The sequence below is a fragment of the Shewanella sp. 2_MG-2023 genome (assembly GCF_030548905.1).
Taxonomy (GTDB): Bacteria; Pseudomonadota; Gammaproteobacteria; order Enterobacterales; family Shewanellaceae; genus Shewanella; species Shewanella electrodiphila.
Map to the genome: position 1 here is coordinate 22,667 of NZ_JAUOSO010000027.1, position 21,514 is coordinate 44,180.

The 21,514-nt window shown below is 40.9% G+C and carries 20 protein-coding genes; 10 read left to right on the forward strand and 10 right to left on the reverse strand.

Features of this window, described 5'->3' with window-relative positions; translation table 11 throughout:
• Positions 1-7: 7 nt before the first annotated feature.
• The 5 genes from Q4600_RS19870 to Q4600_RS19890 all read left to right on the forward strand — a co-directional run bounded on the left by Q4600_RS19870 (position 8) and on the right by Q4600_RS19890 (position 5,339).
• Positions 8-868 (forward strand): enoyl-CoA hydratase-related protein, encoded by an 861-nt coding sequence (locus Q4600_RS19870; protein WP_303518056.1) that lies wholly within the window; start codon positions 8-10, stop codon positions 866-868.
• Positions 868-2,904, forward strand: a complete 2,037-nt coding sequence (locus tag Q4600_RS19875) for an acetyl/propionyl/methylcrotonyl-CoA carboxylase subunit alpha (protein WP_303518053.1) — start codon at positions 868-870, stop codon at positions 2,902-2,904. The genes Q4600_RS19870 and Q4600_RS19875 overlap by 1 nt, the downstream gene beginning before the upstream one ends.
• Positions 2,904-3,812, forward strand: coding sequence for a hydroxymethylglutaryl-CoA lyase (locus Q4600_RS19880; RefSeq protein ID WP_303518051.1), 909 nt, complete (start codon positions 2,904-2,906; stop codon positions 3,810-3,812). Before Q4600_RS19875 ends, Q4600_RS19880 begins: the two co-directional genes overlap by 1 nt.
• A 143-nt stretch (positions 3,813-3,955) precedes the next feature.
• Positions 3,956-4,672, forward strand: coding sequence for a CoA transferase subunit A (locus tag Q4600_RS19885; protein ID WP_303518049.1), 717 nt, complete (start codon positions 3,956-3,958; stop codon positions 4,670-4,672).
• A 10-nt stretch (positions 4,673-4,682) separates the two neighbouring features.
• Positions 4,683-5,339, forward strand: a complete 657-nt coding sequence (locus Q4600_RS19890; RefSeq protein WP_102528827.1) for a 3-oxoacid CoA-transferase subunit B — start codon at positions 4,683-4,685, stop codon at positions 5,337-5,339.
• Between the two features lie 394 nt (positions 5,340-5,733).
• Here the strand turns inward: Q4600_RS19890 and Q4600_RS19895 are convergent, their stop codons facing one another.
• The 4 genes from Q4600_RS19895 to Q4600_RS19910 all read right to left on the reverse strand — a co-directional run bounded on the left by Q4600_RS19895 (position 5,734) and on the right by Q4600_RS19910 (position 8,318).
• Positions 5,734-6,102, reverse strand: a complete 369-nt coding sequence (locus Q4600_RS19895) for a hypothetical protein (RefSeq protein WP_303518047.1) — start codon at positions 6,100-6,102, stop codon at positions 5,734-5,736.
• 539 nt (positions 6,103-6,641) lie between these two features.
• Positions 6,642-7,031 (reverse strand): GntR family transcriptional regulator, encoded by a 390-nt coding sequence (locus Q4600_RS19900; RefSeq protein WP_248957019.1) that lies wholly within the window; start codon positions 7,029-7,031, stop codon positions 6,642-6,644.
• 77 nt (positions 7,032-7,108) lie between these two features.
• Positions 7,109-7,336 carry a DUF2188 domain-containing protein gene (locus Q4600_RS19905; RefSeq protein WP_248957020.1) on the reverse strand — a complete coding sequence of 76 codons (228 nt, stop codon included), beginning with the start codon at positions 7,334-7,336 and terminating at the stop codon, positions 7,109-7,111.
• 637 nt (positions 7,337-7,973) lie between these two features.
• Positions 7,974-8,318, reverse strand: a complete 345-nt coding sequence (locus tag Q4600_RS19910) for an FKBP-type peptidyl-prolyl cis-trans isomerase (RefSeq protein ID WP_229372626.1) — start codon at positions 8,316-8,318, stop codon at positions 7,974-7,976.
• A gap of 389 nt (positions 8,319-8,707) precedes the next feature.
• Here Q4600_RS19910 and gltS point away from each other — a divergent pair, with 389 nt between their 5' ends.
• Positions 8,708-9,937 (forward strand): sodium/glutamate symporter, encoded by a 1,230-nt coding sequence (gene gltS, locus Q4600_RS19915; RefSeq protein ID WP_102528824.1) that lies wholly within the window; start codon positions 8,708-8,710, stop codon positions 9,935-9,937.
• 221 nt (positions 9,938-10,158) lie between these two features.
• Here gltS and azu read toward each other — a convergent pair whose 3' ends face one another.
• On the reverse strand, positions 10,159-10,614 hold the full coding sequence (gene azu / locus Q4600_RS19920; protein WP_102528823.1) for an azurin: 456 nt from the start codon (positions 10,612-10,614) through the stop codon (positions 10,159-10,161).
• Positions 10,615-10,933: 319 nt separating this feature from the next.
• Here azu and Q4600_RS19925 point away from each other — a divergent pair, with 319 nt between their 5' ends.
• Positions 10,934-12,475 carry a M28 family metallopeptidase gene (locus tag Q4600_RS19925; RefSeq protein WP_303518113.1) on the forward strand — a complete coding sequence of 514 codons (1,542 nt, stop codon included), beginning with the start codon at positions 10,934-10,936 and terminating at the stop codon, positions 12,473-12,475.
• A 120-nt stretch (positions 12,476-12,595) separates the two neighbouring features.
• On the opposite strand, the gene Q4600_RS19930 is transcribed toward Q4600_RS19925, so the two are convergent.
• The 3 genes from Q4600_RS19930 to Q4600_RS19940 all read right to left on the reverse strand — a co-directional run bounded on the left by Q4600_RS19930 (position 12,596) and on the right by Q4600_RS19940 (position 14,762).
• Positions 12,596-12,997 (reverse strand): hypothetical protein, encoded by a 402-nt coding sequence (locus Q4600_RS19930; protein ID WP_303518040.1) that lies wholly within the window; start codon positions 12,995-12,997, stop codon positions 12,596-12,598.
• 400 nt (positions 12,998-13,397) lie between these two features.
• Entirely contained in the window at positions 13,398-13,847 is a 450-nt protein-coding gene (locus tag Q4600_RS19935) for a hypothetical protein (RefSeq protein ID WP_303518037.1), read from the reverse strand.
• A gap of 423 nt (positions 13,848-14,270) precedes the next feature.
• Positions 14,271-14,762, reverse strand: coding sequence for a DUF1097 domain-containing protein (locus tag Q4600_RS19940; protein ID WP_303518034.1), 492 nt, complete (start codon positions 14,760-14,762; stop codon positions 14,271-14,273).
• 468 nt (positions 14,763-15,230) lie between these two features.
• On the opposite strand from Q4600_RS19940, the gene Q4600_RS19945 reads away from it, so the two are divergent.
• Positions 15,231-16,577, forward strand: a complete 1,347-nt coding sequence (locus Q4600_RS19945) for a coproporphyrinogen III oxidase family protein (protein WP_102528818.1) — start codon at positions 15,231-15,233, stop codon at positions 16,575-16,577.
• Between the two features lie 166 nt (positions 16,578-16,743).
• On the opposite strand, the gene Q4600_RS19950 is transcribed toward Q4600_RS19945, so the two are convergent.
• Positions 16,744-17,382 (reverse strand): TlpA disulfide reductase family protein, encoded by a 639-nt coding sequence (locus tag Q4600_RS19950; RefSeq protein ID WP_303518031.1) that lies wholly within the window; start codon positions 17,380-17,382, stop codon positions 16,744-16,746.
• Positions 17,383-17,660: 278 nt separating this feature from the next.
• Here Q4600_RS19950 and Q4600_RS19955 point away from each other — a divergent pair, with 278 nt between their 5' ends.
• Entirely contained in the window at positions 17,661-18,566 is a 906-nt protein-coding gene (locus Q4600_RS19955) for an alpha/beta fold hydrolase (protein WP_303518029.1), read from the forward strand.
• 245 nt (positions 18,567-18,811) lie between these two features.
• Positions 18,812-20,602 (forward strand): acyl-CoA dehydrogenase C-terminal domain-containing protein, encoded by a 1,791-nt coding sequence (locus tag Q4600_RS19960; RefSeq protein WP_303518027.1) that lies wholly within the window; start codon positions 18,812-18,814, stop codon positions 20,600-20,602.
• Between the two features lie 263 nt (positions 20,603-20,865).
• On the opposite strand, the gene Q4600_RS19965 is transcribed toward Q4600_RS19960, so the two are convergent.
• On the reverse strand, positions 20,866-21,514 hold a 649-nt coding region (locus Q4600_RS19965), incomplete at its 5' end, for a hypothetical protein (protein WP_303524429.1).

Below are 21,514 nucleotides of genomic sequence, written 5' to 3' on the forward strand. Positions count from 1 at the left end.
GCAGATAATGACAGATACAACAGCCATAAAAAATGACGTTCTAAAAAATGATTATCAATACATCCAATGCCAGCTAAACCAAGGTGTTGCTGAGCTAATATTAAACCGTGTTGAAAAGCATAATGCCTTCGATGAAGTGATGATTAGCGAAATGATTAGCGCCATTGAAGCCTTTGCTATCAACAGTCAATGCCAGCAATTGATACTGCGAGCAAACGGTAAAAACTTCAGTGCAGGCGCTGATTTAAATTGGATGCGCAAACAAGCAAAAATGGACTTTGAGCAAAACCTTAGCGATGCCAACGAACTGGCTAAGTTAATGCACGTGCTAGATAAGTTCCCTAAACCGACTATCGTTTTAGTCAATGGTGCAGCCTTTGGTGGCGCACTTGGGCTAATTTGCTGCTGCGATATTGCCATTGCCAATGAACGTGCCAGTTTTTGCTTAAGCGAAGTCAAACTCGGGCTTATTCCAGCAGTGATAAGCCCATACGTGGTTCGCGCAATGGGTAACCGCCAAGCAAGGCGCTACATGCTAACCGCCGAGCGCTTTAGCGCAGAGGTTGCATTAACTTATCAAGTTATTCATGAAATAAATGATGACTTAGATGCTGCAGCAAAACCATTTATTGAAGCCTTTAATGGCAACAGTCCTCAAGGTATGGCGTGGGTTAAAACCTTAGTGTCGCACCTTGAAGATGGCGTTATTGATGACGCTACCCTCGCCCATACCAGTGAGCAAATTGCTCGAATTCGTGTGTCAGATGAAGGCCAAGAAGGCCTTAATGCATTCTTTGAAAAACGCTCGCCAGCTTGGATAAGCAACCAACAACAAAACGCCAAGACTGATGCACAAGGAGCCAAATAATGTTTACCAAATTATTAATTGCTAACCGCGGTGAAATTGCTTGTCGCATTATTAATACCGCCCGCGCAATGGGCGTTCGCACTGTTGCTTTATATTCCGATGCCGATGCCAATGCCCGTCATGTTGCCATGGCAGATGAGTCATTTCATATTGGTGGCAGCGCGCCAGCAGAGTCGTACTTAAAGGGTGATGTCATCATAGATATCGCCAAAAAATCAGGTGCTGAAGCGATACACCCAGGTTACGGTTTCTTATCTGAAAATGCAGGTTTTGCTCGCAGCTGTGAGCAAAACGGCATAGCCTTCATTGGTCCAGGCAGCGATGCCATTGACTCAATGGGCAGTAAAAGCGCCGCAAAAATCATTATGGGCGCAGCCAATGTACCGCTAGTGCCGGGTTACCATGGCGATGCACAGGACGACAACACCTTACTTGCTGAAGCAGAAAATGTCGGCTATCCCATGCTGATTAAAGCAGCCTATGGCGGCGGTGGTAAAGGCATGAAAATCGTTGAAAACCAAGCTGAAGTACTTGATGCGATTAACTCAGCTCGCCGTGAAGCAGCATCATCGTTTGGTAATGACAAACTGTTGATGGAACGCTATTTGCGCCAGCCTCGCCATGTTGAAGTGCAAGTATTTGCCGATACTTTTGGCAACACCATTTACTTATCTGATCGTGATTGTTCAATTCAACGTCGCCACCAAAAAGTGGTCGAAGAAGCGCCAGCGCCAGGTTTGTCTGATGCGCTGCGTCAGCAAATGGGTGAAGCCGCTGTTGCTGCAGCCAAAGCGATTGATTATGTGGGCGCAGGTACGGTTGAATTCTTATTAGATACCGACGACAGCTTTTACTTCATGGAAATGAATACCCGTTTGCAAGTTGAGCATCCAGTAACCGAAATGGTTACAGGACAAGACTTAGTAAAATGGCAGTTAATGGTGGCCAGCGGCAGTGAGTTACCCCTTAAGCAAGATGAGGTCAGTATTCACGGCCATTCATTTGAAGTACGTATCTATGCTGAAGATCCCCGTAATGAGTTCCTGCCAGCGGCGGGTAAATTAAACTTCTTACGTGAGCCTGATCAAAACCGCCATGTGCGTATTGATTCTGGTATTCGTGAAAACGACGTCATCAGTAACTTTTACGACCCGATGATTTCAAAATTAATCGTATGGGACGAATCTCGCCCACGTGCGCTGCAGCGTCTGACTCATGCATTAAGCTCATACCAAATTAGCGGTCTTAAACATAACATCGAGTTTTTAGCTAATATCGCTGAGCATCCCGCATTTGCTGAAGCTGATTTTTGCACTGACTTTATCGAACGTTACGCCAGCAGTTTAATTGGTGACGTCACCAATGAGTCGGATAATGCCCTCGCCTTAGCAGGCCTTTATCAAGTGCTTTCTCGTCAAGAGACCGCAAAGGTTAACGCCACCAATAGCGAAGACCCATACTCGCCTTGGGGACAAGTCAGTGGCTTTAGGCTCAATAGCGCCAGCGTGCACCATGTAGCGCTACTCGATGATGTTCAAACGTTGCAAAACTTAGTCATTACTGACTTAGGTGATGCTTTACACCTTGGCCTAAACGGTCAAGCGCTCAAGCTTGCTGGTTCCATAGTTGATGACATGTTATTAGCTGAAATTAACGGCCATAAAAGTAAAGTCCCAGTCAGCCATGAAGGTGATGATTTTACTCTTTTCTTACCGTCTGGCAGTTACCACTTTAAAGCGGTTCAGGCACAAGTTGCCGAAGACACCGCAGACAGTGCGGATAAATTAAAAGCACCAATGAATGGCACTGTGGTCACCCACTTAGTTGAGGTGGGCGATAGCGTCACTGAAGGCCAAGGCTTATTAGTGATGGAAGCGATGAAAATGGAATACACCATTGAAGCGCCATTTGATGGTGTGGTCAGTGAGTTTTACTTCCAAAGCGGCGAACTCGTGACCGATGGCGCTCAGCTATTAAATGTCGAAGCGCTTAATGTCGAAGCTCTGAATGTAGAAGTTGCAGAAAAGGAAGCCTAATGATGAATGCAGCGAGTCTTCCTAACAAAGTCAGTATTTTTGAAGTTGGCGCCCGTGATGGTTTACAAAATGAAAAGGCAGTTAGCACCCGAGATAAACTGACCTTAATTGAGCAACTCGCCGATGCAGGGGTCAAGCGTATTGAAGCCGCCAGTTTTGTGTCACCTAAATGGGTGCCACAAATGGCTGATTCAGGTGACGTGCTTAAAACTGTCAAGCGTAAACAAGGCGTGGTCTACTCTGCTCTTACCCCCAATCTAAAAGGGCTGGAACTTGCACTTGACGCTGGCGCCGATGAAGTTGCCATCTTTGGCGCGGCATCTGAAAGCTTCAGTCAGCGCAATATCAACTGCTCTATTGAGGAGTCGATAGCACGCTTTGAGCCAGTCATGGCACTGGCTAAGCAAAGAAACATCCCCGTTCGCGGCTATGTTTCCTGTGTCCTTGGTTGCCCTTACGAAGGTGACATTGATATTAACGAAGTCGCCCGAGTGTCTGAAATACTTTACAAAATGGGCTGTTACGAGATTTCACTTGGCGACACCATAGGTGTTGGCACGCCCATTAAAGCCCGTAAGATGGTTGAAGCCGTTGCTAAATTAGTCCCGGTTGAAAAGCTGGCGCTGCACTTTCATGACACCTACGGCCAAGCATTAGCTAATATCGCAGCCTGTTTAAGCACAGGCGTTAGCGTGATTGATTCATCCGTTGCAGGCCTTGGCGGTTGCCCGTATGCCAAAGGCGCATCAGGCAATCTTGCTACCGAAGATGTGGTTTACATGCTGCACGGAATGGGTATCGAAACCGGCATTGATTTAACCAAGCTTGCTAAAGCAGGTCAGCAAATAAGCCACACTTTAGACAGAACAACAGGCTCAAAAGTGGCACAAGCTATTTGCGCAGAATAAACCGTTTTTAGCTAATAAGCTTTTTAGCTAATAAACTTTTTTGCTAATAAGCTTTTTGCTAATAAATAGTAAGTAGATAGCAGACCAAATACATCGTGATGGGCATTCATTGCCACTCGCGCAATACAGAAAAGGACAAGATGATGGCAGGACTCAACAAAGTCGTTCACAGTTACGATGAAGCCCTAAACGGCCTCAGTAATGATATGACCATTATGGTCGGCGGTTTCGGATTATGTGGCATTCCAGAAGGTCTGATTAATCACATGGTCAAAATGGGCGTCACTGGATTAACCGCTATTTCAAATAATGCCGGTGTGGATGACTTTGGTTTAGGCTTGCTACTAAAAGAGCGCCAAATTGCCACGATGATCGCCTCTTATGTCGGTGAAAATGCCACTTTTGAGCAACAAATGTTGTCTGGTGAACTTAATGTCATCTTAACGCCACAAGGCACTTTAGCTGAAAAGATCCGTGCTGGCGGCGCAGGTATCCCTGCCTTTTTCACCGCTACTGGTTACGGCACACCGATTGCTGACGGTAAAGAAACCCGTGAAATCAAAGGCCGTCATTACGTACTTGAAGACTCATTGACCGCTGACTTTGCCCTCGTTCGAGCTTGGAAAGCTGACACCATGGGTAACTTAATCTTCCGTAAAACCGCAGCGAACTTTAACCCGATGATGGCGACAGCTGGAAAAATCACCGTGGTAGAAGCTGAAGAAATTGTAGAGCCAGGTGAGTTAGACCCTAACCATATTCATACCCCAGGTATTTACGTTGACCGCGTTATTCAAGCAAGTTTCGAGAAGCGCATCGAACAACGTACTGTCAAACCAAATGCAGCGGCAGCAAAATAAGGAGCAAGACATGGCATTATCAAGAGAACAACTTGCTCAACGTGTAGCCCAAGAAATGCAAGATGGCTTTTACGTTAACTTAGGTATCGGCATTCCGACCTTAGTGGCTAACTATATTCCTGAAGGCATGAGCGTGATGCTGCAATCTGAAAATGGTTTATTAGGTATGGGTGAGTTCCCAACTGAAGACACCATAGATGCAGATCTTATCAATGCAGGTAAGCAAACCGTCACTGCTGTTGATGGCGCATCGTTTTTCTCATCGGCAGAAAGCTTTGCCATGATCCGTGGCGGCCATGTTGATTTAACCGTACTGGGCGCTTTTGAAGTCGATGTAAATGGTTCAATCGCCTCATGGATGATCCCAGGCAAGTTAATTAAAGGCATGGGCGGCGCCATGGACTTAGTGGCTGGGGCTGACAATATTATTGTCACCATGATGCATGCTGACAAAAAAGGTAACTCTAAGTTACTGCCTTTATGCGAGCTGCCTTTAACGGGTTATGGCTGCATTAAACGCGTGATGACTGACTTAGCCTTTATGGAAATCAAAGACGGCGCATTCCACTTGTTAGAGCGTGCCCCTGGGGTGTCGGTTGAAGAGATCCAATCTAAAACAGCGGGTAAGTTGGTCGTGCCAGAGCATGTACCAGAAATGGTGTTTTAAATTGAATGTGTGATTCAATTTAAATTTGATTAAAGACTAAAAGCGAGCTTCATTGAAGTTCGCTTTTTTGTTGGCTGCCAACTTCGGTTGAATTATTTAGTTTTTGAAAGATTAACGTCGTGGCGCTTCGCCCACACCAGACCAAAAGGGAGTGAACGGCAACTCCCTCTTGGAACACCCACCCGCTCCAACGAAGTGTTATTCCTCTGACTTACTAAGCCAATTGACTACCGCCTTAGATTCGCCATCCATGGCTCAACTAAGGCTATGTCGGCGTCCTGCCTCCATCACGTCAATTAGCTTAACGTCATCGGACACTTCAAATGGAGATTGTTGAATCGGCAGGTTTGTTTTTAATTAGATATTCAATTTACTTTACCTAAACTTATTTTCTTCACTTATTGCCTTCTAAATAAACTCGTTCATATACATAATAAATATACATAATCCAACAGGTATCAATCACTATAAGAATCAACATTGGTGAAAATTTATCAAAGAAACCTAAGATTGCTGAATACAATCCAGTGGAAGCATAAACACATAAGAAAATAAGTTTGAAATCTACATCATATTTAAACAGTTTTATTTCTTCCTGTGTAAAAAGCGCGACTAAAAATATAATTCCACTTACAACTCCGACTGCATAATTTCCCAAAAAAGTGAAAAATAGACTTCCTTGCATAAACATAATTGGAATTATCGACGACTGTATAAAAGAATAGGTATCTTGACGCTCACAGCCTTCATACGGATTTTCCATTTATATCATTCCCTTTGGTTATTATCTAAATTCTGGCCTACAAATCATTACTCAAAATCTGAGGGTTCCCACTTATTCGTTAGCGGATAACACTGGCTTGCTATATTTATTTAGCCCCCCAACAAAAGATATGGTACTAAAAAACAATATAGGTGTTTTAAATTCTGTCCCTTGGGGTTGCGCCTTTATCAAAAGTTACTCCCGATTTCATATAATAAGTGGGAACAGATCAAACTTTCTTTATCGTACAGCAAAATTAATCTGCGGGTTCGATGATCTCCGTTGGAAGTGTCTGAATCCGTTAAGCTAATTTTAGTGATGGAGGCAGTTCATTCTCTTGCATCCATGCACTTCATGACATTCAAGCATCCAGTCTATCGAAACTGATATTACCTCAGTTGAGTCATGGTCACTCTGATATCCCTGTCTTCGAGACATTCATATATCCACATGTAACCCTCCCTTATATCGATCATATTTTAAGAGAGGGTTACAGAGGATATTTAACATTCATTATACTAATCAAAAAAATATAGACCTCAACTGTCAAATGATAAGTTTGAACGCCAAACATTTCTTTTTCCATGTTCAATAATATCTATATAACCTAGTGATTCTAATCTAGCTAATTGCTCCCTTATCACGCTTTTCACTGAACCGATTTCGAGAGCTAAGTCATTTTCTGAGGGCAAATTCTGACCAGATTTATAATGCTCATTTAAATATTCAAAAACAATCCTGAATTGGAAATGTTGGTTTAACATTTTATTCAATCTAACTTGAGATGCCACTCCGTCAATCAATGCGTTAAAAAGTTTTGGGTGTTCTATTTTATATTCTTCAAGGTTCAACTTTGGTGCTTCAATAACATCAGCTAGATGGGCTAAGTTTTTAAAACCTGTCAGTGTTAATTTTTCATCTAAATTCATAATGGTTCCTATTTATATAATGGATAATAGAGTTTAATAATCAGAATTCTTGCTTCTGACAGTTAATTTAAAATCAATTACCCCTTAGGTGGAAATGGATCATTTCCGTGAGAATCCCGTTTGCGAATTCGACCATCTTGCCTATGAATAAATAATTCTGATTTCTGATTTTTTGCAATCTCTCTTGCAACTTCTATTGCAGAAGATTGGGTAGTGTGTCGACTAGTGAACCTTTCGTTTCCAGCACCTTTAACTCCCCATCCACCTTCAGGATGTGGAATTGCATGTTGATTTTTTCTTGGCATATAAACCTCTGTTGTGAAATGCCTTTATATAGTAACAAAACAACCAACAAACACAACATGTAGTGAAAACTAGCACCAAAAACACCATATATAGATTTCAAAGGGGGTACTTTAGCCAAGATACCAATGAAACCTGCGGGCTCAATTCACTCCGTTGGAAGTGTCTGAGGGCGTTTAGCTAATTTACGTGATGGAGGCAGGACGCCGACATAGCCTTAGATTGAGCCATGGATGGCGAATCTGAGGCGGTAGTTAATTCGCTAATAAGTACGAGGTTAAACACTTCGTCGGAGCGGCAAGAATCTTTATATATGAATCAGCGAAAAGGGAAATGCTGTTGTTTCCCTTTCGTCTGGTGTGGGCGAAGCACCACGACTTTAAATCTTAGTGACCGCAGGTCATAAATAATCGAATTAAACTAATCCAAACACTCCAATAGAACCTACAGATTCAACAATCTACATTGGAAATTGCCGATGCTGTTGAAGAATTTATATAGAAAGATGAACGTGAGTTTGCAGCTAAGGCTTTATTAGCCCTGATAGGTTAGCCAAAAACAACAATGGCAACATTACTGTTGCCATTCATCAATCACTACGATGCTGATGATTAATATCAGCAGTTAAACGTGCTGATATCAATCATCTCGGGTTAGCACTTCTAATAATTCGATTTCAAAGAATAAATCAGAATTAGGTGGGATTTTATCGCCAATTTTGCGTTCGCCATAACCAAGGTGAGCAGGGACTGACAGTTGGCGTGTTCCGCCTACCTTCATTGGGTTGTCACCAATAATACCTTGATACCAACCCTGAATAACCCGTTTAGCGGAGATCACCACTTGAAAAGCTTCTGAGCTATCAAATACGCTGCCATCGGCTAATTTACCGGTATATTTACAGGTGATTAGTGCACCTTTTTCTGCGGCTTTACCTTCACCAACCGTGATGTCGGTAATATTAAGTTCTGCAAGGGAAGTCATACGAATGCCTTTTCTATAAAATAATGCCGAGATTATAACAGCAAACGGACATTATTCTGATGCTAAAAATAACTAAGAATCAGTTATTCAGCATCGTTTCTAACCGCTAAATAATTCTTTCCAGCTAACCAATACATCTCCCACAACCGCCCTATTCTCATCAATCTCAATTGTTCACTAAAACTGAATATCAGCTGAACCAACTGGCAATTTAAATTAATAATTACAACTATTTAATCTTACATCAAGCTTGTATCAAGTTGATGTCCTGATAATGAGTTATCGATTAAATCAACAGCTAACACTTTAAAATTATTTCTTAAAGATAGCGCTTTAACCTAAATAGATAAGCCAGTTTGTAAACCACAACCCTTTCAAGAGGACAAAAAATGGAACCCCAGTTAGTCGAAGTGAAAGACTTCGTATCATTCACCTTAGCCATTATTACCTTATTTATTGGTAAAGGCATCATCTCGCAATATGAGGTGCTTAGAAAATACAGCATACCCGAACCTGTTGTTGGCGGTTTTTTCTGCGCTATTATTGTCGGCGTTCTGTATTATGCCTTTGGACTACAAATTGAATTTAACCTCGAAGTAAGAGATATATTATTACTGTACTTTTTTGCGGGGATTGGTTTAAAAGCTGATTTTGCGACCTTAATTAAAGGCGGTAAACCGTTACTAATTTTACTATTTTTATCAAGCACCTTTATTATCCTGCAAAATGTCATGGGGGTAAGTGTTGCAAGCTTATTTGGCTTAGATCCTAAAGCCGGCTTAATGTCAGGTTCGATTTCTCTCATCGGCGGCGTTGGAACCGCAATGGCATGGACCCCAACCTTTGTTGAAGAGTTAGGCATTACCAACGCTAGTGAACTAGGCATAGCTTCAAATACCCTAGGTCTTATCGCAGCATGTGTTATTGGTGGCCCGATTGCCGCCTATTTAATGAAGCGTCATAAGGTCAAACCCAATCAAGATGACGAACTGGATATTGGTGCTAGCCATCAAGAAAACAGTAAATCAATTAAAGTCGATTATTTTGGGGTACTGCGCGCTTGGCTATGGCTTAATGTCACCTTGATAATGGGCTATTTTATTGATTTAGGTTTGCAAGGCGCAGGCCTTAAATTACCTATGTTTGTCGCCTGTTTACTTGCAGGTATTATTATCGGCAACGTTGGTAGAGCGATACTGAATCGCAATAAAGACAGAGACCAAACCTACATTGAAGAAGCGTCAAGAGGGCTAAGCTTAATTCAAGATATTTGTTTAGGCATGTTCTTAACCATGGCGCTAATGAGTCTTAAAATCTGGGAACTCGAGGGCAGCTTCGCTTACATCTCCGTTGTAATGACTTTACAAGTCATTCTGTCTGTTGTCTTTACCATTTTTGTCGTCTTTAGAATGATGGGTAAAGATTATGAAGCGGCAGTGATTTGTTCAGGTTTTGGCGGGGTAACCTTAGGCTCAACAGCAACTGCAATTGTTAATATGACTGCGGTATCACAACAATATGGCGCCGCCCATAGAGCCTTTATTATCGTCCCTTTAGTGTGCGGCTTTTTCATCGACATCATCAATGCAATGATTATTAATATGTTCGTGAGCTTTTAACCATCTCTCACACATTTTAAATTAACAAAAAGGCGAACCATTTTAGGTTCGCCTGTTGATTTTTAACACTCGCTCGTTAGAGTTTATCCTAATTGAGTAAGCTCAAAGTGAATTAACTCAAAGCCAATTAAACCTGTAAATTTAACAGTATTTGCTATAGACCTGTGTTAAAAGCTTATGTAAAAGTTTCTGTTAAAAACCTTCGCATATAAATGCTATTTTTAAGCCTCTATAACAAAGCTACCTTGCATAATCGCCCAATGCCCAGGAAAGGAGCAAAAGAATCGGTAAGCTGCACTGCTGTCTAACCCTTCAATACTAAAAGTGATTGATGTCTCTGCACCACCACCAATAACACCAGTATGTGCGATGACTCTGGTATCGTCTGGTTTAACATAACTGTGTTCAATACCTGCAGTCATTCCATCATTGGCGATTGCTTGTATATTCTCGGCCGTACTTAACACCCAATTATGTCCCATCGCAGATTTAGGTAACGTGCCTGAATGCTTCAGGTTTAAAGTTACTTGTTTACATGTTGCTGGAACAGCTAACGTTTTCTTATCAAATTGCATTGCATCATTGGCTGTAATAGTCAGTTCACAGTCATTAGCACTGACACTTAAACTTGCGAGAGTTAACGCTAGTGTCGCTGTTAACTTAGTAATGTGAGTCATATTGCTCCCTTATAATATGGTATTGATTGCAGCAGCGCTGCTTAGCAAAGACAGTCTAAATCAATAACAAGTAAATGAGAATGATTATCAATAGTAAATAAGTTAAAGATTAAATTAGCCTACTACGAATGTGACTGACTCAAAGTGATCATCAACAGTTCGGCAATATTGTTAATAACGCCATTGAAAATCAAGTTGTAACTTATCGTTACACTCGACACTTTCTCTCCGCCATCATACTGTTACAATGAATTTTCCCCCTAAATACTGGACGTAACCTGTGAAAACTTTTCGTTTATTGACCGTATGTAGTCTGCTTTTGCTACCAAGCGTTGATGCTGCGCCATTTCAATTTGATCAAAAGATTTATCATGAAGATGTCAAAACTCTCGCCAGCGACGAGTTTGAGGGCCGAGGCCCTTTATCTAAGGGAGAAAAGCTGACTGTTGAGTATTTAGAAAATGCCTACAAAGCGATGGGGCTTGAACCCGGTTTTGGTGACAGTTACCGCCAAGCTGTGCCTATGGCTAAAATTACCGCAGACCAAAACATGCAGCTAAAAATTGACGATTTAGTTTTCAATAATGGCAGCGACTTCACCGCCAGAACTGAACAAGTTTTACCTCAGCTTGCGCTAAATAATAGTGATGTAGTCTTTGTCGGCTATGGAATTAATGCCCCAGAGTATCAATGGAATGATTACGCTAACCTTGATGTACAAGGTAAGACCGTGATTATTTTAGTAAATGATCCTGGTTTTGCGACCCAAGACCCTAGCATCTTCAAGGGTAACGCTATGACTTACTACGGTCGTTGGACTTATAAATATGAAGAAGCGGCAAGACAAGGTGCCAAAGCCGTTTTTATTGTGCATGAAACCGCACCAGCAGCCTATGGTTGGAATGTCGTACAAAACAGCAATACCAATACTAAATACACTTTAGTCGATGAGGATAAAAACCAGTCTCATATTGGTGTCATGGGTTGGATACAACATGATGTAGCCAAACAAATTTTTAAGGCCGCAAACTTAGACTTCGATAAATTAAAAGTCACAGCTGCAAAACCAAGTTTTAACGCTATTCCATTAAACCTTAAAGCTAATTTGTCTGTAAAAAACGATATTGAATTAGCCACATCTTATAATGTCGCAGGGTTAATTCCAGGCACTAGCCAAGGTGATGAGTACTTAGTGATGCATGCCCATTGGGATCACCTTGGTAAAACGATTAAAGATGGTAAAAGTCATATATATAATGGCGCAGTCGATAATGCTTCTGGCGTTGCTGGCGTCATGCAATTAGCGCGTCACTTTAAACAACAAAAGTTAGCTCCAAAACGCGCTATTCTTTTCACCGCCTTTACTGCTGAAGAAACAGGGTTAATTGGCGCACAATATTTTGCTGCTCACCCACCTGTACCCACTAAACAAATTGTGTCATTTTTAAATATCGATGGGATGAATGTTGGTAAAGGTGTCGATTACATTTTGCGTTATGGTGAAAATGTATCTGAACTAGAAACGTATTTAGATAATGCCGCTAAAGCTCAAGGTCGGTCAGTTAAAGCTGATCCCCGTCCTCAAAATGGTTTAATGTTCCGCTCAGATCATTTTGCATTAGCTAAACAGGGCGTGCCAGGGTTAATGTTTATGAGCCTAGGCGACACCGACCCTGAATACATTTCACATAAATACCATCAAACTGCCGATGATTATAATCCCAATTGGGACCTTGGTGGCGTAAAACAAGATTTGGCATTAATCTCAGATATCATTGAAAAACTTGCTAATAATGATGATTGGCCAAAATGGATTGAAGAATCTGATTTCAAAAAACGCCGAGCTGAAGATGCACGGTAATAGGCACTATATGACTTTTCTGTCATTACTGTAAAAGCTCAGTAAATCAAAAAGCGAACCAATTAAGGTTCGCTTTCTAATTTATGCGATAAAGAACGAAGCTAAATACAATAATTCGTTCTAGAAGTGGTAGCGCACGCCGCCTATTGCTTCTAGCTCGACTTTAACATCATCCAGTAAATACAAGGTTGGCTGTGCTTCGATAAAAAAGGTGAATCGCTCTACCTTAGTGTGAGCACCAAATATTGCTCTAGCACCTAATTGAATATCATTGCTTTTAGAGTCAGCAACCTTACCGCCAATGCCCCAGTAAAAATGGGGGTGGTCTTGAAAATTGAATGTTTTATCTAAGGTAAATGATAAATCATCTAAGCCTACACCAAACTTATAATTATCCATTTTGATATTAATACCTGAGTCACTACCGACCATAAGTCCCACTTCTGGAGCCGCTTTGGCTGGCGCTGAAATCATTATGGTTATGAGAATGATGATTGAGGTAAACAGTGTCGCAGACTTCATGAATATCCTTGCTAGATGCTTAAAAAGCGACATCCTAGCGAGATTGCATATCGGTGTAAATTAGAAACCCCTGTCCTTTCTTTTATGCACATTTATTTATAATAAAGCTTCAATTCTGATAACCATTTGATAGCGCAATAGCATCAAGCTAAGTAATGTCCGTCTAAAATGAGCTTATTAATGCCAAGATAGTTTGTGACGAGATGGCTTGTAACAAGATGGGTTGTGAAAAAAATAATAGCGCTAAAAAAAGCTGTTGGGAGATTGAATGAAATAGCTAGAGTAATTTTAAGAGAGTGTAACTAACTTTGTGTAACAGCTTATCAAACAGTACTCAATATAATATCGAGTACGGAACCGATTCAAATACATCTCAATCTATGAACAAGTTCCGATTATCTTACTTTAAGATAATTTCTCGCATTCTATATTCACCGGTTAAGGTTCTAACTTCTGGGTATTTGGCTGAAATTTCGTTAGACATTTTCTCGTCTGACTCACTCCATTTCTTCATAAACTCTTGATACCTGGTTTTATTCGGCTCGATATCAGCAGCATTAGCAAAACTGACCACCAGCAGCATATTAAAATCACCGCTCGTAGGTAAATCACTGCCGTATATCTTCCAATCTTTAATATAACCAAGCTCCTTTTGCAGCTTTACAGCTTTAACCCAACTATTGCGTAAACCCGCTAGGTAAATATCACCCATGTTCGGATCAACACGTACAGTCGTCATCATCATTATTTCGGTGCCAAGATCATAATCTTCAAATACTTCTAATCTATCCTTTGAAAATGCAGAACCACTTACTAAAACGCATAACAATAATATTAAGGTCTTGTTCATGTCGTTCACTCCTATTGCAATCATTTTGGTCACGATATAGCGACCAAATGTGCATAGAAAGTATAGCCAAATGGGCTATAAACGCATGATTAAATGCAAACGTCAGTCTTTTCAGTTTATTAGATTGAAATTTATACTGACAAAATAAAGTGATGTCATTCTAAAGTAATACAAGCTTATGATGAATATAGATAAAAAAAGGATACTTAAGAATGACACCGAATGTTCAGCAACAAACGCTGGTATAGAAATGATCAACTAACTCCATTATAAACCCCTAAAAAAAGCCTGTTAAACGTTGTGTTAACAGGCTTAAATGTAGCACTTTGGTGGTACGCTATTTATCGGCAATAACTAGCCTGTTGATAAAAGCGTTTTCCTAACTATAATCGCAATTTAAAGTCACAATATTAGATAACAAGGTTAAAGCTCTTTGGCAGTATTGCCTGCAAATAGACTTTGTATTTTGGGTGTAATACTAATCAACTGAGCAGTCAGTAAGCTCATGCTATAACCCAGTACAGCACCGATGAATAATGGCGGTAAAATCGCGGCAAGATCTGCACTCATTGCAAAAGTAATGCAACAACCTATAAAAGCGCCAGGGATAAAAGCGAGCTTTTTATAACTTGCCTGTAAACACATTGCTGCTGTAGCAATACCCGTAAAGGCATAACCTATTATCGGAGATATAAAGAAACTACTGCCTGAAATGATTAACCATCCCCAAAACACGCCCGATAAATTAGTACTCATGGCCATAAACATGCCTTTAATACCGGTTTCTGTTTGAGCAAAAAAAGTGCTGCAACTTAAAAAACCTATCCAAGTCACTAATTGGAAAACGTCGGCAACGCCTGCCCACAATGCTGCTAATAAACCTGCTGAAATCGCGATTTGCCAACGATGTTCCATAGCTAACCTCTTGAAATAGTCTTCATTAAGAAACTGAGTGTTTATAAAATAACACAATAGAGGTTAATTTACGCTATTCAGGCACTAAAAAAAAGCGACCCAAGCCCAGTTTTGATGAATGAATCAACAAATTTTCGATAAAAAACACGTAAACATTAAATATTACTAATTTAAGATATAGCTTGTGGCGACTGTAGGGACCACTTTTTCTAATCATTAGAAATCTGCTTCAATCATTTTTTTGTCGTATAAGTATTGAATTTAAAACGGAACAAGTGATAGGCATCAAATTTTGGTAAATCAACTACATAAAAAAGGTATAGATTTGTATTTTCATGCTTTACACAACAGTTTGGACTTATTGAGTCATTTACGCTGATATCCATCTAATAAATGATTACAAACCAATCGCCCTTTTCAAATGAAAAGCTTGCACAGTTGGTGAAACCAAAAGACTAAGGCTTGCTCATGAAAAAATACTTATCTACTTCTAGGCTGAACCTTGCTACCAGCTCTTTAGACTGGGTAATGGGGATGACGATTAAGCAATCGCTCAGTTTAAAAGATGCCGTCGCATTAACTGATGTGACTAAGCTGACTGTGCCAGAAAAGCCCATCGAAACACTTTATATTCATATTCCTTTTTGCCATACCCTTTGCCGTTTTTGTTCATTTCACAAAATTAAATTTAATGAAGGTGTCGCCAAGGCTTATTTTAAGGCGTTAAGACAAGAAATTCGCATGGTGATAGCCCAAGGTTATCGCTTTAATCGGGTATACATTGGTGGCGGGACGACAACCATATTAGAAGATGAGTTGATTAAAACCATCGAGATGATTAAGTCTATTACCACGGTACGAGAAGTGTCCTGTGAAAGTGACCCAATTTATTTCAAAGAAGGTAATCCACATTTACTCAAAGGCTTGGTTGACCGCATGTCGATTGGGGTGCAAAGCTTTGATGATAAAATTCTAAAAGCCAGTGGCCGATTTGAAAAATTCGGCAGTGGTTTGCAACAAGCTGAATACGTTAGCCGTGCCATTGAAGTGATCCCCACAGTTAACTTGGACATGATGTATGGCTTTAAGATGCAAACGCCAGAGACTGTTGCCAGTGATTTAGCTCAAACCATTCGCTTAAGCCCAGATCAAATCACCACTTACCCTTTAACCGTTGGCATAGGCCAAAATCGCAAGAAAGCAGGTTGTTTAGCAGGTAGTCCTGAAGAATTATGGCCACAGTTTTTAGCGGTAAAAGAAGCAATGGCTGAACGTTACATCATGGAGTTCCCGTGGACATTCAGCCGTAACTTTGGTCAGCCAGTAGAAAATAAATACGTTTTAGATGGCGAAGATTGCTTTGGCGTTGGCTCAGGTGCTTTTGGTCGTTTTGGTGAACAGTTTAGAATTTCAAGTTTTGATATTCCTGACTATATTAGCCGAATCGAATCAGGGCAAACAGGTACCTGTTATACCAAACCATTAGAAGCCAAAGCCCTATTACAACATCACTTAATGATGATGATGGGTCACGGCACACTGGACAATCAGCAGTTTAAAGCCCATACAGGCAAAACACTTTGGCAAGCTTTTCCACTGGAAATGAGTTATCTGATTTCCGCTGGGGCTTTGACTAAGAAAGGCAATAATTACCAGACCACGGTTGGAGGTCAATTTATTGCACTGAAAATGTTCTCAGGCTTTTTGGCTGGTATGGATTACTTACGTGAACAAGCACGAGACTTGCCTCTAACCATGGCTGTTGATGAATCTGCAGAAAACAAATCTGATGAGTCTCCTATCTTTACTGGATAAGTCGTCATAAATAAGCTCAAGCTTGGTTTAACTGCTTATTCAGTTAAACCAATACAGAAAACATAACCCGCTTTTTATAAAGCGGGTTCTTTTTATAAGGCAGAGTGTTTTTAAAAAGCTAGTTGCCGTTTTATATCCCTATCAACCTGGTGGTCATGTTATTTCGTTATTGCTCAGATAATAGAAAATCAATTGCCTGAACTAATTTAGGTGAGTCTGGATCTGATATTCGCGTAACCCAAACCACTTGTCCTTGTCGATTAATAAACACAGTCGTTGGAGTACCTGTTACACCATAGCGTTTTGCAACCTTGTCACCATTTATCAAGGTTGTCATGTCGATGCCTCGCTCCTTTAACACCTTCGCTGGCATTGCACCTTTATCTTCATTGAAGCTAATCGCCACCATTTCAAGATCAGATTCACTATTCGCTAACCTTAATCGTTCAAGCCCTGGTTGAAGCTTTTTACAATAAGGGCACCAAGTGGCCCAAAAATGAATAACAACCGGTTTGCCCGCTTGCTCAGCCAATGACCATTCATTGCCTTGGACATCATTGAGTATAAATGCTTCAGCTTGAGGAAAATGATGTTCATCAGTTAATGTCTCATCTGCCCGCGCAGCAGTTGAAAAAAGCAACATTAACAAGGTCAGTAAAGTAAAGGTCATTACCTCCGCTGCAATTTCACGATACCGTCTATTTAAAATAGGTCTGTTTAAAATCGGGCTATTTAAAATCAGTCTGTTTAAATTAAGTCCATTTAAACTCTGTCCGTTTAAGGTCAGTCCGTTGATAGGTTTCATAAGCATTCAATCCTATTAATAAAGTCGACAATCAGCGATAAGCATTCGCACTTGAATATTAAGACCGACTAAAACACCTTTTTTATTCAGGGCAGCTTACTGCTAAACGAGAACACAGCTCGCCAGTTTTTCAGCGGCTTGTTAAGTGACTGATTTAGATTAGTGTTTACGCATGTTTGAAAATAAGAATTCGACGTTAAGAACGTTTTACAAACAGGATTAATCACGTTAGTTTGGTATAAAACAAAAAAAACAAAATGGATTATTGGGGAATATCTATGCAAAAATTAACCCATTGGTTAAATCAAGGTCGTTTTCATAAACATGCCTTTAAACCACACTTTGAAAATAACATTTTTGTCAGGCATGAGGGCGATAAGTCCAAACCAGCATTATTACTGATCCACGGATTCCCCACTTGCAGTTATGATTGGCAACCAATTTGGGATAGCTTAAGCCCACACTTTTATCTGATTACCTTAGATATGATTGGTTTTGGTTATTCCGATAAGCCGACAGACTTCCCCTATTCTTTTGCTGCTCAAGCTAATTTAATCGAAGATGTACTTACGTCATTAGATATTAACCAAGTTCATATTTTATCCCATGATTACGGTAATACCGTCAGCCAAGAATTATTGGCAAGAAACAATGATGCTAAGCAAAAGCAAACGCCGCCTTGCTTTGAAATATTAAGCTGTTTATTACTTAATGGCGGCATTTTCCCCGAAGTGATTCATCCAATTCTCATCCAAAAACTGTTACTAAGCCCCATAGGTTTTATTGTGGCTAAAGGCATGGGTTATGACGCTTTCAAACGTAATTTCGACAATATCTGTTGTATTAACATTGACGATATTGAACTGAGAAAATATTGGCAACTGATCCAACATAACCAAGGCGACCGTATCTTTCACAAGCTGATCCAATACATGAAAGAACGGGTTGAACATCGTGATCGCTGGGTCGGTGCATTGCAACAATATAAACAACCCATGCGTTTTATTAATGGTTTAGAAGACCCTATTTCAGGGCATGACATGCTTAAACGCTACCAAGAGCTGATAACCGATGCAGATACCATCAGCCTTAACGGCGTGGGACATTACCCACAAGTTGAAGCGCCAGAGCAAGTTCTTGAGCATGCATTCTCTTTCTGGAAAAGCCATAAAATAATGACTTAAAGCCTACATTTACCTAGCTAAAACATCGCTTAAAAATAAAGCTGAGTTTTTACTCGAAATTGGTTAAGGTAGTTTATCGCCTAACAAATAAGCGAAATTGCACAGTAAATAATAAGCAAAAGGTTCAGCTGTCTGCCCATGTATTTGCACAGTTGAACCGACACGATAAACAGTTATGGAGTCTGTTAACCTTGCTTCGCTAGTATCGGCAGTTTGACAGATAGCAAACAACAAAGGACCGTATTATGCCGATTTATCAAGCTCCCCTTCGCGACTATCAATTCATCCTATCTGAGTTACTCAATATTTATCAGCAAACTGACCTTAAAGGTTTTGATGAAATCGACCCTGAACTTACCGATGCCATTTTACAAGGCGTGGCTGACTTCACCACCGATATCATGTTGCCGCTTAATGCCTCTGGTGATCTTGAAGGTTGTAAGCTTGAAGACGGAAAAGTGATAACACCAAAGGGGTTTAAAGCCGCATATCAGCAATACATTGATGATGGTTGGGCAACCCTTACCTGTGACCCTGAATACGGCGGTCAAGGCTTACCCGAAGTGATTGGCACCTTTGCCACCGAAATGAAAACCGCCACCAATATGGCATTTGCCATGTACCCGGGATTAACCCATGGTGCTTACTCAGCGATTCATGTTCATGGCAGCGATAAACTTAAACAAAAGTATTTAGAAAAACTCGTCAGTGGTGAATGGACTGGCACAATGAACTTAACTGAGTCTCATGCAGGGACAGATCTAGCCTTACTGCGCACTAAAGCTAAACCTCTTGGCGATGACACGTTTGCGATTAGCGGCGAGAAAATATTTATCTCATCAGGGGATCACGACTTAGCTGAAAACATCATTCACTTAGTGTTAGCAAAATTACCTGATGCCCCTGAAGGCGTCAAAGGTATCTCATTATTCGCGGTGCCTAAATTTATGGTCAACGATGACGGTTCTTTAGGCAAAGAAAACAGCTTAAGTGCCACCGCACTTGAGCATAAAATGGGCATTCATGGTAACTCAACCTGCGTGATGTTATTTGATGGCGCTGTAGGTGAATTAGTCGGTGCGCCTCATCAAGGCCTAAAAGCCATGTTTACTATGATGAACCAAGCCAGACTCGGTGTGGGTATTCAAGGGTTAGGTGTTTCAGATATTGCCTACCAAAATGCATTGGTGTACGCCAAGGACCGAGTCCAAGGCCGCGCATTATCTGGGATAAAACATGCCGACCAAGCAGCGGATCCTATCCTGGTTCATGGTGATGTTCGCCGCATGTTGTTGTCGCAAAAGTCATTCAATGAAGCAACCCGAGCACTAATGGGCCAGCAAGCATTGTGGTTAGATATCGCTGAGCGCCACTCCGATCCTGTCAAAGCTAAACAAGCGTCTGCGCTTGCGGCATTATTTACGCCTATCGTTAAAGGTTTTGTCACCGACCAAGGATTTAAAGCCTGTGTTGATGCGCAGCAAATTTATGGCGGTCATGGCTACATAAACGAATGGGGCATGGAGCAATTTGTCCGCGATATTCGTATTGCCATGCTTTATGAAGGTACTAACGGTGTTCAAGCGTTAGATTTAGTGGGTCGTAAATTGTTATCTGATAAAGGGGCGACATTAAGCCTTTGGTCAGACATGGTGAAACAGTTTATTGGTGAGCACAGCGCTAATGACGCAATGAAGCCGTACATTGCAGGGCTAATGGATGCTGCTGCAGATTTAGAAAAAGCCACTGGCTTTATTGCAAAATCAGCCGCCACCAATCCAGACATGATTGGTGCAGCTTCGATGCCTTATATGCAATTATTTGGTATCTCGGCTCTCGCTTGGATGTGGGCACGTATTGCAGCTACTTCTCTTGCAGCCATTGAAGCTGGTACTGATGAACAGGCTTTTTATCAAGCTAAGTTAAACACAGCCAGCTTTTACATGAACTATTGGGGTTGTCAGACACGTAGCTTACGCAAGCAAGTGGAAATGAGCAGCGCAAATATTGCAGCCTTTGATGACAATGACTTTTAAGCGGTGCTATTAAACCGCAGTAACTCTGCCACCAAAAAACAAAAACAGCGCCAATAGGCGCTGTTTTAAATCCATAACGATGATTAATAATTTATCTAGGAATGAAAGTCACTTGCTTATAATAAAGTTTAATCACTTTTAAACTCACTTTTTGGAAAGAAACGAGTTTGTAATGCCCCAATAAGAGGCTGAAAATAGCTTGCTAAAATGTGTAGCGAAGCGGAACCGAGCAAGCTGTTAGCAGTCCCTACTTTATTGGCTTGTTATAAGTTGCCAGCTCTACTGCTTTGGTTTTCCCTGCTCGGATCGTGAGGTCTGCAATTGTTGTAAGCATATGCATTATGTATACGACCATTGTCGTCTAAAATCTCACACTGCAATTTGCAAGGATTACCTAAAGCGCTTCTCCAATAGTGATATTTATCTTCATACGTTGCTTCAAATTCCACAGAAATATTAACTGAAGTAACCCACTCTAATGGAATGTCATGCTTTTCCAGCAAGCAAGTGAGCATGTTGTGGTAAAAGGTAAGCATTGCATCAAATTCGTTTGATGTTGGACTTATTGCTTTATTTTTTAGATCGATTGAGACGGTTTTGCTTTCCCGTGTAACCACAAGATTGTATATCTTACCAATTCCCCAATATCCATCAATATCATTATTCCTGCTATTGAAGGAGCCAATAATGCCGCTAGCAATGCTACCTAACTCTCTTCGACGAGCCATAATTCTCCAGCGACTTATAACGCCGCAATATGGGGCGCACAAATGCTTGGCTAAAATTAGCGACGAAGGAGCGCAAGCCAAGCGTTTTGCGTCCTTTTCATAATTGCCTTGTTGAACGAAGCCGCTCTGCGGCAGAAAAGATAAAAGCTCACCTTTATTTTCCCATCTTAAATACTTACTAGAC